The sequence below is a fragment of the Chromatiaceae bacterium genome (assembly GCA_024235395.1).
Classification (GTDB): domain Bacteria; phylum Pseudomonadota; class Gammaproteobacteria; order Chromatiales; family Chromatiaceae; genus Thiosocius.
Window position 1 is genome coordinate 293,187 of sequence record JACKMK010000004.1, and the last position, 15,494, is coordinate 308,680.

The 15,494-nt window shown below is 63.2% G+C and carries 8 protein-coding genes and 1 pseudogene; 1 reads left to right on the forward strand and 8 read right to left on the reverse strand.

Going from position 1 to position 15,494, the window contains the following annotated elements; translation table 11 throughout:
• Nucleotides 1–251: 251 nt before the first annotated feature.
• A complete protein-coding gene (locus tag H6955_19860; protein MCP5315824.1) occupies nt 252–8,051 on the reverse strand; it encodes an autotransporter outer membrane beta-barrel domain-containing protein in 7,800 nt (2,599 codons plus the stop codon).
• A gap of 217 nt (nt 8,052–8,268) precedes the next feature.
• Nucleotides 8,269–8,625, reverse strand: a pseudogene (locus H6955_19865) (peroxiredoxin).
• Between the two features lie 94 nt (nt 8,626–8,719).
• Between H6955_19865 and H6955_19870 the strand changes: the two are divergent.
• Entirely contained in the window at nt 8,720–8,899 is a 180-nt protein-coding gene (locus tag H6955_19870; GenBank protein ID MCP5315825.1) for a helix-turn-helix transcriptional regulator, read from the forward strand.
• Nucleotides 8,900–9,058: 159 nt separating this feature from the next.
• Here the strand turns inward: H6955_19870 and H6955_19875 are convergent, their stop codons facing one another.
• The 6 genes from H6955_19875 to H6955_19900 form a co-directional block, all read right to left on the reverse strand.
• Complete coding sequence (locus H6955_19875) at nt 9,059–9,469, reverse strand: cupin domain-containing protein (protein ID MCP5315826.1); 411 nt, start codon at nt 9,467–9,469, stop codon at nt 9,059–9,061.
• A gap of 612 nt (nt 9,470–10,081) precedes the next feature.
• On the reverse strand, nt 10,082–10,639 hold the full coding sequence (locus tag H6955_19880; GenBank protein ID MCP5315827.1) for an alpha/beta hydrolase: 558 nt from the start codon (nt 10,637–10,639) through the stop codon (nt 10,082–10,084).
• 106 nt (nt 10,640–10,745) lie between these two features.
• The gene (locus H6955_19885; GenBank protein MCP5315828.1) at nt 10,746–11,066 is read right to left on the reverse strand and encodes a cupin domain-containing protein; all 321 of its coding nucleotides are present in this window, start codon (nt 11,064–11,066) and stop codon (nt 10,746–10,748) included.
• Between the two features lie 516 nt (nt 11,067–11,582).
• Nucleotides 11,583–12,050: a type III secretion system chaperone gene (locus H6955_19890; GenBank protein MCP5315829.1), complete on the reverse strand. Its 468-nt coding sequence runs from the start codon at nt 12,048–12,050 to the stop codon at nt 11,583–11,585.
• Between the two features lie 33 nt (nt 12,051–12,083).
• The gene (locus tag H6955_19895; protein MCP5315830.1) at nt 12,084–12,587 is read right to left on the reverse strand and encodes a type III secretion system chaperone; all 504 of its coding nucleotides are present in this window, start codon (nt 12,585–12,587) and stop codon (nt 12,084–12,086) included.
• Nucleotides 12,588–12,638: 51 nt separating this feature from the next.
• Nucleotides 12,639–14,939, reverse strand: coding sequence for a hypothetical protein (locus tag H6955_19900; protein ID MCP5315831.1), 2,301 nt, complete (start codon nt 14,937–14,939; stop codon nt 12,639–12,641).
• Nucleotides 14,940–15,494: the final 555 nt, after the last annotated feature.

Below are 15,494 nucleotides of genomic sequence, written 5' to 3' on the forward strand. Positions count from 1 at the left end.
GCCATCGGTAGTCGCGTCCCCCCGGGGCGGCCGGGTGTCGTCTGCGCGGAGATATCCGCTGCCGCATTGCGACGACATCATTGCGAGCGGAGACGACCGGAAACATCAGAGCAAGGGCGACGAACATCACGACGATTCGCCGGGCGGTTCGGCAACCACAGCGACCTCAAGCGGATCGTCCATCCGTGGATCGACGGCTACGCAATCCGTCCTTTCCGGCCAACCCGGATGACCGGCCGCTTCCGACCGGCCTAGAACGGAATAGACAATCTCAAATGCCCTCCGTAGCTCTCGGTATTGTCTGAAAACCGGCCATTGCCGCCGATGCTGACCACCCAACCCCTGCCGGATATGACGTCTGCACTTAGACCCACATCGAACGATGTCCGATCGAGTTCACTCTTGCTGTCAAAATGGCCGATGTTCGACGGTGAATCCCTGAACCTCGCAGTCGCGGAGGGGGCGGCGTCCGTGAGGAATTGGGTTATCCCGAGCGTCAGCTTGGGGCGCACCAGGGTCTTGCCCCCTAGATCAACTTCGCCGCCGATCTCCACCGCCGGCTGCACGTAAACGTAAGTATCGTTCTGATCGTCGACGTGCAGGTTCACGCTACCGGGACCTTTCTCATCAAACTCATCCATGGCGATGTGATCGACCCCCAGATCGGCAAAGGGCTTGACGTACCAGTTGCCGTGCTCAAAAGCATGTGCCGCTCGCATCTGGGCCGAGGCGACCCAGAGCCTGGCGTCCCCTCTGGCCGTCGCCCCTCCGAACACATTTCGCTCCATATCGAATTCGGCGCGACCCACCGATAGTGCGCCCGCGATCGTTGTCGCGTCGATCTGCTTCTTGGCCACGATACCACCCTGCAACTGCCAGCCGTCTGCTGTGCCCAGATCGTCGTTGAGTTCCAGATCGCTATCCTCGTACGAAAGTGCTCCGCCGACATGCCAGCCGTTACCGACGTGCACCTGCCCGCCACCGGCATACTGGAAGGAATTCTGTTTGAACCCTATATGGTCCCTGCCGCCATTCTGCTCAAGCTGCCGTGCCTGTAGACGCACCCAGCCGCATTGACCCTGACGGACAAAACGATAGTCACCGGCTCGCTCGGCACAACTCATCAGCGAGTCATTGAACAACATGCTGGAGTACAAAGCGGCCAGTTGGCCGTCCGCGTAGGACTCGGCACCCAGTGAATCCATCGCCGTCGCGTAGCTCGACGAATTGGAGATTGCAGTGAGGCCGGCAAACGTAGCGTCGAGTGCACCTTGGCCGAACAGGCGCTGGATCTCCCCAGTCACTCCACGTTGATTTTCATTGCTCGCCGCGAGTATCTGCGGATTGGCAAAATCGATCTCGTAACTCAAGTCGACCTGGTCGGGGTTGGCGAATTCGAGCACATAGTTCGCCACCATGCTGGGTTCGACAGAAAACGACGTTGCGCTGCGATCTGACAACCCGCCGCCCGCTTTCACGATCGTGACCGAATCGCGTGCCTTGGGCAGCCCCATGTCGACGATCTTCACGACGGCCTTTCCCGCCAGGTCGGCCGCGCCGCTGACCTCCACCCCGTCGGCCACATTTCGCCTCGCATCGAGGTCCAGCAGCAGCCTGGCGGTTTCCAGATGACTGAATTCACCGCGGTGTCCCGTCGTAAGGATCTTTCCGGATCCACCAATGTTGAGCGTACCCTTGTTGACATGACTGTCGACCAGGAACGCTTCGCCCGTGTTGATCACGCCTGTCGTCTCGTTGTTGAGCACGATCTTGGAACCGGCGACAGCAACGTCTGCAGTGGCGGCCAACCGCGCGACGGCAGGAACGCCGGCAACCGCGGAGACGGCGACAAGAGTAGAAGCGGTGACTGCGGCGTTACTCGATGGTTCGCAGTCCCCGTCGGAGCAGATAGCACCGGTAATGGTACCGGTGTTATTGATGGTCAACGTCGTATCTGCAGCGACGATCGCCCTGCCGCTGCCGCCCTCCACCGACTGGATCGTACCCTTGTTGGTAAGCGTGCTGCTGGTGCCGCCGACTATGAAGACCCCGGCGCCGTCGTCACCCCCAGCAATGGTCGATGCACTACCGCCTTCGACCAGCCCGGTTTCAGCGACCACGATGTCGATCGCTCCCGTTCCATCGCCCGCGCTCTGCGCGAAAATACCGTGCGCACCGGCACCGGAGGCACTGACGCCCGCCGAGACGTTGACGCTGACCTTGGTCGCGGTACTCGTCGAACTGCCGGGACCGCCGACGCTTTGCGCGAAGATGCCGTGCGCGCCGGCTCCGGTTGTCGACAGCGTCTGGTCGCCGGCGTAGGTGACCGTAACGGCACCCCCCGTCCCGGAACCGCCACCGTTGCCGATCAGTACACTGGACCCGCTGAAGGAATCGGCAGAACCGGCCACGCCTCCGCCGCCACCGACGCTCTGCGCGAAGATGCCGACTGACGATCCACCGAGGGTCGTGATCGAACCCGATGCCACCACCGTGACCGCCCCGCCGTTGCCGCTGGACGTGGAGGTGCTGCCGAGGCTCAATCCCGAACCGAAATCATCTGCGGATCCCATCACGATCGAACCGGCATAGCCGCCACCGCCGCCGATGCTCTGCGCGAAGATGCCGTGCGCGGCGGTGCTGTCATCCAGCGTCGCCGAGGTCGCGGTCTCGATGCTGCCACTGTGCGTCACCGAAACCGAACCGCCATTGCCTTGTGCGCTGCCGGACCCACTGACCGCGAAGGTCCCGGTGGCACCCTCGAGGCCGTCGATGGCCGAACCGCCTCCGCCGCCGATCGACTGTGCAAAGACGGCACTTGCCGCGCGCCCTGCGGTGCTGATTGCCGTGGCGGTGTTGCCGATGGTGACCTGGCCGCCATTGCCACTGACCCCTGCTTCGCCACCGATCGAGATATCCAGTTGCGGGTTGGCGACGACCGATTGCTTGATCCCGGTATCGCCGCCGCCGCCACCGATGCTTTGCGCCAGGATGCCGAGCGCGCCGGCGCCCTGCGTCGTGATGGAGGCGCCGGACTCGTTGGTCACCTTGACTAGCCCACCGTCACCACCACCGCTGCCGTTGCCGCCGATGCTGAGACTGTGTACCGGTGAAGACGCCGCGGCCCCGCCCGCGCCACCTCCACCACCGACGCTTTGCGCGAGAATGCCGTAGCTGCTGTCGCCCGCGGTGGAGAGAAAACCACCGTTGACGACGGAGACTTCCTCGCCGTCGCCGGTCGCCCCGCCCTTACCGCCCAGCGAGAAACCGAAGCTGGTCCAGGAGGTGAGCGCAGTGTAGGGATCAAGCTTGGTGGCATCGGACAAGACCTTGGCGATGTTCTGCGCCGTGGTATCGGAGGTAAAGGTTCCGATGCCGGTTGAGCCGGAACCACCGTTACCACCACCGCCGCCGATACTCTGCGCCATGATGGCGTGGCTGGCCGTGCCCTTCGTTGAGACCGTCCCATCGATGTTGTCCACCGTCACTATCGAACCGTTGCCACCGGCGCCGCCGTCTCCGCCGATGTTGCCATTGAAGCTGTACGTGGTGGTCGAACCGGACCCGCTCGGATTCCGACAGGAGTAGGAAAAGGTCTTGGCGCCCGATAGGCCACAGAGCCCCGTCAGCGACAGGCTGTAACCGGATGCCGAACCGCCGTTGCCACCGCCGCCGCCGACCGCCTGCGCAAATATCCCGTTGGCGGTCGGCCCCGTCGTTGCGATCGAGGCACCCGTTTCATTGGTCACGTTGACCGCCGTGGCGTCCTGGCCGGTGCCGCCGCTGCCGCCGACGGCGATCTGCACCGACGCTTTATAGGTGTTCTGGCTGTTGGCCGGGGCGGATCCGGCATTGATCAGGATGTTGCCGCCACTGCCGCCCGCACCACCATCGCCGCCGACAGTTTGGGCGAAGATCCCGTCTGAATCGGTGCCGGTGGTCGATATCGACTGGTAGTTGGAGACCGCAACCGCCCCCGGAGTCGCGCCTTTTCCACCGGAACCGCCGACCGTCACCTGGTAATTGGCGCTGTGTTCGGCCTGGGCCATCACGTTCAGCAGGATGTTGTACGAGCCACCGCCCTTGCCGCCGCTACCGCCGACGCTTTGCGCGAAGATCGCATCGCTGTCGTCACCGCCAGTGGAAACGGTGTCGTAGTTTTCGACCGTAACGGTGTTGCCCTCGCCGCCCGCACCACCGCTGCCGCCGACGTTGACCTCGACATTGAAGGTACTGTCAGTCAGGACGTTGGCTTCACCGGAGTAGACGGTACCGCCGGCGCCGCCGTGACCTCCCATGCTCTGAGCGAAGATACCGTCCGACGCGTAGTTCTTAGTCGTGATCGCAGCCGTGTTGAGCACGAGGACGGTACCGGCCTCGCCACCGTCGCCGCCCGCACCGCCGACGTCGACGCTCAGGTCGCCGGCCGGCACGTCGTCGACGGCGCTGACGTTGATGCCACCCTCCACGACGAACCCGCCCGCACCGCCGTTGCCGCCCAGGCTCTGCGCGAAGATCCCGCCGGACTGCGCACCCAGAGTAGTGATTGTTCCCGCGTTGGCGACCGTGACGCCGCTGGACGCGCCGCCGCTGCCGCCGCCGCCGCCCAGCGTCACGGCGACCTTTCCCTGCGACGCCAGTGTAGTGGAGATTGAACCGCCGCCACGCCCACCATTGCCACCGATGCTGGCGGCGGCGATCGCCGTCGAAAGGGAACCCTCGGTGACGATATCGCCGTTCGAACCAATCCTGACCGCCCCTGCATGGCCGCCATCCCCACCGGCACCGCCTACACCGATCTGCACGGCCGCCAGGCTTCCGCTGGAGCCGTTGATATCCAGACCGCCACGCCCCCCCGAGCCACCGGTGCTGGCGGCGTAGAGCCCCAGGCTTTGTGCACCGGACGTGGTGATCTTGTCGCCCGACCAGTCGATGACGACGTCGCCTGCGTTGGCACCCCCGCCGCCTTGGCCGCCGACCGCCACGCCGATATTGCCGAGGGACAGCCCGTTGCCGGAAAACGCCATGCCACCGACCCCGCCGCTACCGGCGGAACTGAGCGCGGCGATAGCATCGGACGACGATCCAGTGGTCGTGATGCTGTCGATCGATGTGACCGTGACGGCGCCCGCCCCCCCCGCCATACCGCCCTCGCCGCCGATACCCACGTTGACGTCGCCGGCGCTCACCAGGTTTGCGGCCCCGGTCAGATACGCCGCACCGCCACTGCCGCCGACGCTCTTGGCCAGTATGCCCTGGGCGGCTTGGCCGGCGGTGGTGATCCCGCCCGAGGAATAGACCTCGACCGTGTCGCCGCTGCCACCCGCCCCGCCGCCACCGCCGACCGCAATGTCGACGGCCGTCATGCTGACGGTCGATCCGGCGAAGGTGAAACCCGAATGACCGCCGCTGCCCCCGGCGCTGGCCGCCAGGATGCCGTGGGCCGCTTCGCCCTGGGTGGAGATCTCGAGCGAGTCGTACTGCGCACTGTCGATACAGTTCCCCGACGTAGCCGCGCGCGTGCCGCGGCAGACCAGGACCGCACCACCGTCGCCACCGCCGCTGCCGGAACCGCCGACGCCCACGCTCACCGACCCGACGGGATCCCTGGAGACGGCGAGTGTCGTGCCGGCGGAGCCACCGGCACCGCCGGTGCTGGTCGCCATGATGCCGATGGCGTGATCGCCCTGCGTGGTGGCCCGGCCGTCGAAATTCGCAGTGACCGCACCGCCGTCGCCGGCGGCGCCCCCCGAACCACCGAGGGCAATCGAGACGTCGATCGCGCCCGCGCCCTCGGACACCGAGAGGGCATTGCCGCCGTGACCACCACCGCCGCCGACGCTCTGCGCGACGACGGCCCGCGCGTTGTCGCCGCCGGTCTTGATCGTCGGTTGGTTGCTGCCCAGGAAGTCGTGAATAACGACCTCTCCGCCGTGTCCGCCGGTGCCACCACTGCCGCCAATCGCCATCGAAAAATCGACGCCGATCGCCAGTGTGTTGCCACCCCGGCCGCCACCACCACCCTGGCTCTGGGCGAAGATCCCGTCGGCATTGGTGCCACTGGTGGAGATATCGGCGACATTGGTGACGGACACCGAACCGCCGGTCGCACCGCTCCCGCCATCGCCGCCGATCGCGGCGATGCCCTGCGACGAACTCGCGGAGCCACCACCACCGCCGAGTGACTGCGCAAAGATGCCTTCGGCGTCCGCGCCTTCGGTAGTCAGCACCGACGCGTTGTGGACCAACACCTCGCCGCCGGTACCGCCCTTGGCACCGGCGCCACCAATAGATACCAGGCCGCGCGCCGAACCACCGTCTCCGCCGCCGCCTCCCGCCGACTGCGCGAAAATCGCGCGTGATCTATCGCCGGCCGTCGTGACGCTGGCGCCACTCGTTCGCACCTCGGCCTTGCCACCTTTGCCGCCGGACGACCCGGAACCGCTCAGGGCCACGACCCCCGACCCGCTCGACCCCTTGCCCCCCCCGCCACCCTGGCTCTGCGCGAAGATCCCGTCGGCGTCCGCACCCGTGGTCCGGAGAGCACTCGTTTCGTCACCGGTCCAGACGACGCTCGCTTCGCCGCCGTCACCCGCACTCTCCGACCCGGAGCCGTACGCCGCAAAACCGGACGAGGATCCGGCATCACCGGCGAAACCACCGACACTGTGTACCATCACCGCATTGGCTTCACTGCCGGTCGTCGTGACGGAACCATTGAAGTTCACTACGACGGCACCGCCGGGTCCGGAGCCGGCGGCGGACCCGCCGTCGGCCTTGCCGAACACGCCGTTGGCGCTCCCGCCGTCACCGCCGGCCCCACCGTAACTGCGCGCAAAAACGCCCTGGGCCGCCGACCCCGAAGTGATGATTGACAGCGTATTGGCCGGCAGCGCGACCGTGACCGATCCACCGGTACCGCCCTGACCGCCGCCGCCGCCAAAGGCACTGCCCCCAGAGGACGCATTGCCACCATTACCGCCTGCCCCAGCCAGGCTCTGCAGCACCAGCGCACCGTTGCCGCTGGCCACGATCGTGATGGCGCTGCTGTCATTCGACGACAATGCCACGGACCCGCCATCGGCACCGCTCCCCCCCATACCGCCCTCGCCCTTGCCGGTGAGGGTGTTGTCGCCGTCGCCGCCGCGTCCCCCGGCGCCGCCATAGCTCGCCATAGCGATGCCGGGCGCGCTCGCGCCCGTAATGCGCAGCCCGTCTGCGACCGCGACACTCACCGACCCGCCATCGCCGCCGGCACCGCCGACCCCGCCCTGTCCGGTGTAGTCGGCGGCCTTGCCGACCCCGCCGGTGCCGCCGCTGCCACCTCGCCGGGTGATGTCCACGACGGTGGCATTGCCCCCGTCATTGCCGATCAACATATCCAACAGGACCACGGTGGCCGAACCACCGCTCCCACCGTTCCCGCCGCGACCTCCGAATCCGTCGCCACCGGCTTGGGAATACCCCTCGCCGCCGGTGCCGCCCGTGCCCCCCGTGGCGGTCAGCTCAATGGGTTTGCCCGGGTTGGTGACGAAGACGCTGTCGACGATGGTGGCATTGAGGCTGCCGGCGCCGCCACCGTCCGCGCCGGCCTCTCCCGTACGTTTGCCATCGCCTTTGCTTTCACCTTTCGAGTCACCGGCACCGCCGGTACTCTTGATCTGCAGCGCCGGTGCCGAGGTTGACTCGACCACGAACTGACTCGCAATGTCCGTGACATTGAAATCGAATGCCATATCGGGCGCGCTAATGTTCGCGGCGCCCTCGACGGAAAACTCAATGGCGGCCGTGCCTACGGAGGCAATTTTTGTCGAAGTCAGGTGCTCGTAGATGAAGGACAACGCAGGCGCGCCGGCATCGTTGACCTGAACGACGAATGACTCGGCCCCAGTGACGTTGCCGGTGCAGGTTTGCGTGGTCGCACTGATCGAGCAGCCGGCAGCGACGTGATTCGTCCAGAACGTCAACGATGCGGATGTAAGGAAAAACGTGATGGCACTGCGGCAGCCTGGCCCGAGATTCTTTGCAATTGCGTCATTGTTGCAGCGCATTCCGCCCTCCCGCATACACAATCCGTGGTTCGATGCTTTTCGCCTGGGGCGTGCGCGTGCGCATCCATTCACTGAGCGCCGGGCCGGCCTAAACTGAATTACACACAACCATAGCAAAGGATCTGCGATCCGATGACGCGAATACCCGGCTGCATCGCCAAACGAGGCAATGCCAACCGCGGTGCCCGAATCGGCATTCATCGCCTTAGGGATACAGCTATTTGCGGTTGGCCTTGGAAAGCCACTCAATCGCTTCGACGGCGTTTCGGTCCGGTGGAAAGACGGGATAGAAGACGTGTTCGATCTTCCCAGCCAAGATGATGAGCGTGCACTGCTTCAGCAGCCGCGTTCCTTCCCACTACAAGGTCGGCAGGTCCACCGCATCGGTCAGCGCATTTTCGGCATCCGACAGCAGCGGAAACGGCAGGTGCAGACGTTTGACGACCTCGCGTTGACAGGCGGTGTCCTGGGTCGACAAACCATACACGTGATTGACACCCAACGCCGCGAGTTCCGCGTAGTGGTCGCGAAACGCGCAGGCCTGCGGCGTACAACCGCGCGCCCCAGGGATCAGGTCCCAACCGGGCCGAATCTCGCCACCGGGTGGCCCGGTACGCTTCAAACAGGCCACGGGGTACACACCGCCGGCATAGGTCCAGCGTCGCCGAATCGATCGCGCGAAAGAACTTCTTGAGGAGGGCAAGTTATCCGTCGACGCGATCAGTTGGAAGGTGGGTTACGAGGACGTCGCCTTCTACAACCGCCTTTTCAAGCGGATCACCGGTTTGACACCCAGCGCGTATCGCCGGAAATTCAGTCTACCTGTCTCGTTGTCTACGGGGATTTGAGACCAATGGAACGCTACAATCGAACGGCGGCGGTTCGGAAATCGGCGGGTTTCACGTCTGCACGAACATGGTGTCGAATCACGCCAGGTCGATTCGATGCGGTACCGATGAATTTACTCCACTGCATCAAGCCCCGCGACCGCAAAGAAAGACACCGGATCAGTGCCTCGCTGCAGCATCATCGGGCATCTTTATCGTGACGGGTTCACCTTTGATACCCGCATAGAACACGATGATCTCCGCCGGCTCGTCACCATCGTTCCGACCGAAGTGCAACTTGCCGACAACCTCGACAATGGACTCACCGGCCACAAGACGCAATATCTGGCCATCCTCAGTTTCGACGGTCAACGCGCCCGACAGCAGGACACCCGCGTTGATCACCGTATGCCGATGCCAAGCCAAGCGGGTGTGCGGCGGCACCGTAATCTTGAGAATTGTCACTTCCGGTCTGCCTTGCGGGTACGCCGGCAATTCCTGACCGTTCCAACTCGCCTCGGACTTGGCCAATACGTCCACCTGGACTGGTTCGGCATGAAATGCGACGGACCTACCCGACATGCAGAACATTGCCAACGCGATCGGCAAAATCACATACTGGCGAAACGTCAAATGAAGTGAAGTGAATGAACTAGTCATTGGCAATTCTCCACGAAGTCTCTGGTTATATCCGTGTCATAGGCAGCCGCATTAGTGCGGACCAATGTTGGATACCGACCCGCAACCGAAGCACTGGGCGCACGATACGCCTGCATCCGGGGCGCGCCCGCGCGCACAACCCACTGCTCTGCCTTCCCACGCATGACCAACGCGAACAGCGACTCATGGTCAGTCGACCGTTCCGGCACCGGTTTCGGTCGAGCTTCGTGATCGTGTCTCAACGCCTTGACCGTACGCCTGAACCCGAGCAACTTCAACGCCACAAAGCGATGTTACGCACAAGAAAGAGTCGCTGGTTTTCCTCCGGCCAGGGTTGCACGCACGGTCCTGCTCACACACACCGGAACACGCCAGCGGCTTTGATCGCTTGGGCTCCATGAGTCGACCGACGAAACCTTTTAGATCGGACGTTCTCGCTCCGTGAGTTTGTCTTTGGTGTTCGATGAAGTGTGATGCCACTACACGTCAAGCTGAGTCCCACGACGGGCCTGCACCATTCCTCGAGCCACCAGGCACACCACATCACTCGGGTGTAGAGTTTGGAACGGATGACCAGTCGGCCAGTCGGCGATACAAGACCAGGCCATCTCGCCATTCGCCGAGACCACTGTCGGCGTTGATGTGCCCCAATGGCCCAACATTGACGAAGTGACTACCCCAGGCGCTCGCCATCCGCGAGGCAAACTCCAGAGTCCCATAGGGATCATTCTCACTCGCGACCACGATGCTCGGGAAAGGCAGCTGTTTCAGCGGCAAAGGGGCAAATCCCACCGCATCCGCCGGAAAATTCGGGTTATCGGGATCGGGCGGGGCGACCAGCAAGGCGCCCTTGATTCGTTTCCCGGTGCGCTCCGCCCAATGGGGTACCAGGTCGCAGCCGAGACTGTGAGCGACCAACACCACATCGCTACCAGCAGACATTGACAGGGTAGATTCCAGCGCTTCTACCCATTCGTCGCAGACAGGGCGAACCCAATCCCGGTGACGGATACGAACAAACGAAGGATGCTGCCGCTCCCAATGCGTCTGCCAGTGATCCGGGCCCGAATTCAAGATCCCAGGCAAGATCAAGGCTTCCATATCCTCGTCCTCCATTCGTTTCCGGCTCGTCCGCAAGACGTTCGACTGAGTGCGGGTAATGATTTCCAGTAGCCACTACAGCCACATGCCAAGATCGGCAGCGGGCTTACTGGTAAAACACCGCCAGCCACAACGTCGCCGCATCTGGATCCGTCCACGTCACCTTGTGGCGCCGGTGGGCACGAATGGTTACGTAGTCCCCTTTGCCAAGCGACACTTCAGTGCCGTCGTCGAAGGCAATGCTGCCGCGACCCTGCAAGACCATCACCCACTCGTTCTCGTTTTGATCGTACCAGCCGGTATCCGGCGACGTATGGCCTTTCGATACTATGCGCTCGATCCTTACGTTGTCCGAGGTGACGATATCGTCAAAGACCTCTGAATCGAGCAGCGCGGGGACCGCATCGAACACGTTGCCTTTCGACATCACCGAGGACCTGGCAACTCGCGAGAGGGAAGGCATGCGCCGACAGGGTTCCAGCGGGCATGGACGACGCCGTCGTCCCATCTGCAGTGGATCTGCCGCAGCCCTGAGAAGAAAAAACTATCCGACCCCACCCAACCGCGGATGAAGGCAAATCTCCCTCGATCACAATCTTGGTCGACGATAACCCGCTTCATGATTCCCCGAACCGGAAGATCGGCCGCAAGCTGCAGCGCGTCTTGTCCAATGCTCCTTTTAGGTCGTGTCCCACGGATCCGATAACGGCGGTCCGCAGGCCACCTGCGATCGCCTTGGCACCCTCATCGAAGAGGCACAGCCTGTGACAACACAAAACCGTCACTCGAAACGTCCCCACAGCGGGGACAGCCCAACAGCGGGCTCGCAACACCCTGTCCACCCGATCACGTCCAAACCCTTGCAGCGCTCATATCGAGCAATGTAGTACAGAGCCCACGATTTGGCCGCGACGCCGAATACCTGCAGCAGCGAATCAGGGTATCAAGCCTTGACTGCGGTCCCACGATGCACCGAACCTTTGGGGCTGTCCGCCGCACCGGATGATGGGCCAGGTGTCTCGAGCATGGAGCGGATCCCGGGCGCTGCCTGCAGCATTGTCCGCAAGACCGCTTCCAGGGCAGGGGCCTTCAATTCGACCAGTGGCACCAGGTTCCAACCAACCACCCGCGCACCGCCAGGATCAAGTCCGATCGTCATGCACTGCTGCAGCCAACTCTGCAGATTGACTTCGAGCAACAGGTCGGCGATACCCTTCCGATCGTCCGGTATCGCACCGAGATCCACGTAGACCGATACCTGCTCGATCGGTGACTCAGAGTAACCGACCGTCACGAGTACATCACCGAACGTCAGGCTCAACAAACCGTTGTCGTCAAGACCCAGTCCCGCGATGCCCAAAGTCTCGCAGACCTCTCTGACAATCGTTTCGGCATAGTCTCGGCGGGACATGTCAGGTTCCTCATTGGGCCGTTCACGGCACCCTCAGGCATAGGGTATCGGGGTTTCCGGCCTGGATCGTATTGCATCCGGCGGCTCCGCCGGATCAAGATCCAGGGCAAGCTCGATTCTCTCCAGCCAATCCTGAGCCCTCTCGGCGAATGCAAGGAGATCGGCCTCGAATGCCACGTCGTCACCGGTGGTAAGCGGAATCAATTGGCAAAAGACGTAGTCCCCGGATTCCGGCAGGCGTCCGAAAGTGCCGCCACCGGTCGTCGCCCATGACAGGTTCGCCTTTAGCAAGTCTCGGGAAAGGTCATCCCGAGCAGCAATCTCCTTGGGCAGGGTGACCACCGCCATCACCCCTGGAAAAGACGGCACGTGGACGAGATGCAGGTCCATGTCATCCCCGACGCCGAACGCGATTTCACCCTCTGCGTCGAACAGAAGCGGTGCCAGATCGTTGCGCGCGGCAAATGCAGCCAGCACCGCCTCGACCTCGTCGCGGTCCGGGACCGCGTCTTCCAATCCGGCGATCCGTTGCTCCAACGCATCGTCCGCTTGCAGCTCATTCATTGGCATGCCCCGCCACCGACGCGGTCAGGTCTTCAGGCCCTTGAACCGGTCCAAGATGGCATTGCGTTCGACGATGTTCTTCGTCTTCGCGCGTTCGGTGAGATAATGATAAAAACGGTTGCCGGCCATTGTCGGTCTCTGGTCTGTCGTCTTCAGTTGCAGCTCTGCGTTGTAGATCGGTGCCGCCAGTGAGAGCAACTTGCCTGCCTTTATGTAGCCGCCCTCTTTGCGTTCACTGTAGTCGAGCACGCCACCGTCGACGTTATCGAGATTGGTGCCGAACTGTTGCAATCGCGCCGCCTGTTGCAGATCCCGGACAGCGCTGACGGGCAGCTTCACGTCGCAATCTACCAGTGTCCAAAAATCCCGCGCATCCGGACCGCCGCTCGCGGCACCACTTTGAGCCAACTTCGCATCGGCCTCGATCAACACCTTCTTCAGGGCGTCACGCCCGGCCTCGTCGCCGCCGAAGGAAAGGCGAGAGACAACCAACCAGCCGGCACGCAACATCTGGTTGTACGCAAAGCTTCGGCTGTCCGGTGTCGTTGCCTCCAGGTCCGTCGGAACCGCACCGAACTTGGCCCAGACGTAGCCGCCGAGTTGCATTCCCGCATCGAAACGCACCTTGTCGACGCCGGGTTGTGTTGCCAATTCCGCCATCAGGCCGTTCAGCGCGCCCTGTCCGCGGCTTTCACGCGCCAAATTGATGACCTCGACATCGACCACGCCCTTCTCGGAAACCGTCATGACGAGGTTCGCGAACGCAGGATGCAACACGCCGATCACGATCTGGCCATTCTTATTCGCGTCCTGCTTATAACCCATGACCACGTGGTAGTCCTTCTTGCTGCCTTTCAAACCGCCGTAAAGCCCATTGATGATCGTCGTGGCGACCTCCTCGCTCCGCATGCCGAGCAAGGTTTCCGAAAGTTTGTTGACCTCCTGCTGCAGCGCGTCGTTGTTGGGCTGCCACAAGGTACCGGCGGAATCTGTCGGCACGCGCTTATAGCCAAGTTCATGTTCGAGTTTGTGGGCCTCCCGCCGGACGTCCATCCCCCTCGCAATGTCCGCATCTTTCACCTGAAGTGGATCGATGCCGCACAGATAGGCAGGAACCTCGTCATTGGGATATGCATCGGCCAGAGGATGGACCGCGTCGTCGAACTCATCTTCATTGGTCGCGTCGGCATAGAGCTCTGCGTCGCTTTCGACATAGGTCTCAGCATCGCTCATGCCGTCATAGCCGTCGTCGAACGCGTCGATGTCACGCCCGGACGCTTCCCAATCAAGATGTTCGACGTCCGTCCTTTCATCCCTCTGCGGCGACGGCTCGGCCGTCGGCATCACGGCCGACGGCGTCCTTTCCCGTCGCGGCGCATCTTCGTGGGTCGCAGACTGATAGCGTTGGCGGACGGCGTCCAGTTCAGCGTTGAGATTGCGCAGCGGATCCATCACGACCTTCAGCAACTCGTTCTTGAATTGCTTGCCGGCGTAGGTCCCCTGGGCCATAGCCACCATCATCGAAGTGGACTGCATCTTCTCGCACAGCGCCCGGTCGGGAACCTGGCTGGGGTTGATATAGGTGGCGATCAGCGCCGCGCGGAGCCGCTTTGCCGCGTCAAGCCCGTTGTTAGCGAGTTCTTCAACCACGGCCTCCCGGATAGCCTGTCGACTTGATTTCGGTGAAACGTCCCGCAGGCTCACGTGCAGCAATCGCTGCCATTGCGCGCGGGAAACACTTTCCAGTTTCCGTTTTTGCGCGCTGGTGAAACCGCCGAGCCTGTCTTCCAACGCCGTCGTTGCCCGATCGAGGTGTCGACCCGCCCTGTCCTCGGCCTCTCCGGCGCGGTACCGCGCTACGCCGGCGCCCACGCCTACCACGGCACCAACGACGCCTCCGATAATTGCACCGGCCAACAAGCCGCCGACCGTACCGAGACCGAAAAAAGCAATGGTACCGGCGCCACCGAGAAAACCCGCGCCATACATCGCGCCGGTACCGGCGGCCGCACCGACGCCGGCGAGAAAAACTCCGATACCGGTGGCCTTGGCGCCGGTCCCCTTGTCATGGGGAGAACTCAGCGTGATCTGGCGCGCATTGAACCGCCGCTCAAGCGGCGCCGGCATCTCGTCCGCGCCACCGCCCGATGCGGAGAGAAGCGGCATGACGTCAAGATGTTGATGAGCCTGGGCGACGGCGAGCACGCGACCGTCAACGTCCAATCGTCCGGTTGATGGCGCAGCCAGGCTGTCGCCGCCATGGACCTGCTCGGCCCGTCGCGTCGCCCCTGCGTTGGAAACAGCATCTGGTCCTGTCCCGGGCATCGCCGCCCCCTCCCAACGAGTCCATACGCCGCCATACCGCGGCCCCATTGCTGAACACGTCACCCAGGAGCCGCTGCACTTAACTGCGAAACCCGAGAACGTCGATTGCCTAGCAGGCACCGACCCTTCCCTGAACCCGCCCCGTAGGTAGCCGGCGGTCAGGGCGATTTGCTCTCCTTCGATTGGCGGGGGGCAAATCTCGAAGGCGCACCTTCCAATATCCTCGTCTCAATTGCCGGCCAAGGACATGCACAATTATAGGACACCCGCCGATTCCGATGTTCCGTCCAGGATTGCCGAGTGAACGGGTCCATAGCCATTCAACATGCCACGCGACGGTCGACGCCGAAAACCCCATGGTGGCTTCGTATCTGCCGGCCTACCTGGCGGGCATGGAACCACACGCAACAGAAGGTCACAGACCGGCCGGTTCGCAAACTTGCCGTCGGAGAGGGCCCGCCGTCCAACTACGCGCCGCACCGAGACTCTGCACCACCGCCGGAAGCGGCGATGGTGCATTTTGCAGTTCAGACAACGCTTCCGCGGAATGTACCG

Excerpts from the sequence above, each read along its gene's own strand:
- H6955_19860 (MCP5315824.1), bottom strand. The coding sequence starts at position 8,051 with ATGCGCTGCAACAATGACGCAATTGCAAAGAATCTCGGGCCAGGCTGC.
- H6955_19875 (MCP5315826.1), bottom strand. The coding sequence starts at position 9,469 with ATGTTCTGCATGTCGGGTAGGTCCGTCGCATTTCATGCCGAACCAGTC.
- H6955_19880 (MCP5315827.1), bottom strand. The coding sequence starts at position 10,639 with ATGGAAGCCTTGATCTTGCCTGGGATCTTGAATTCGGGCCCGGATCAC.
- H6955_19885 (MCP5315828.1), bottom strand. The coding sequence starts at position 11,066 with ATGTCGAAAGGCAACGTGTTCGATGCGGTCCCCGCGCTGCTCGATTCA.
- H6955_19900 (MCP5315831.1), bottom strand. The coding sequence starts at position 14,939 with ATGCCCGGGACAGGACCAGATGCTGTTTCCAACGCAGGGGCGACGCGA.
- H6955_19890 (MCP5315829.1), bottom strand. The coding sequence starts at position 12,050 with ATGTCCCGCCGAGACTATGCCGAAACGATTGTCAGAGAGGTCTGCGAG.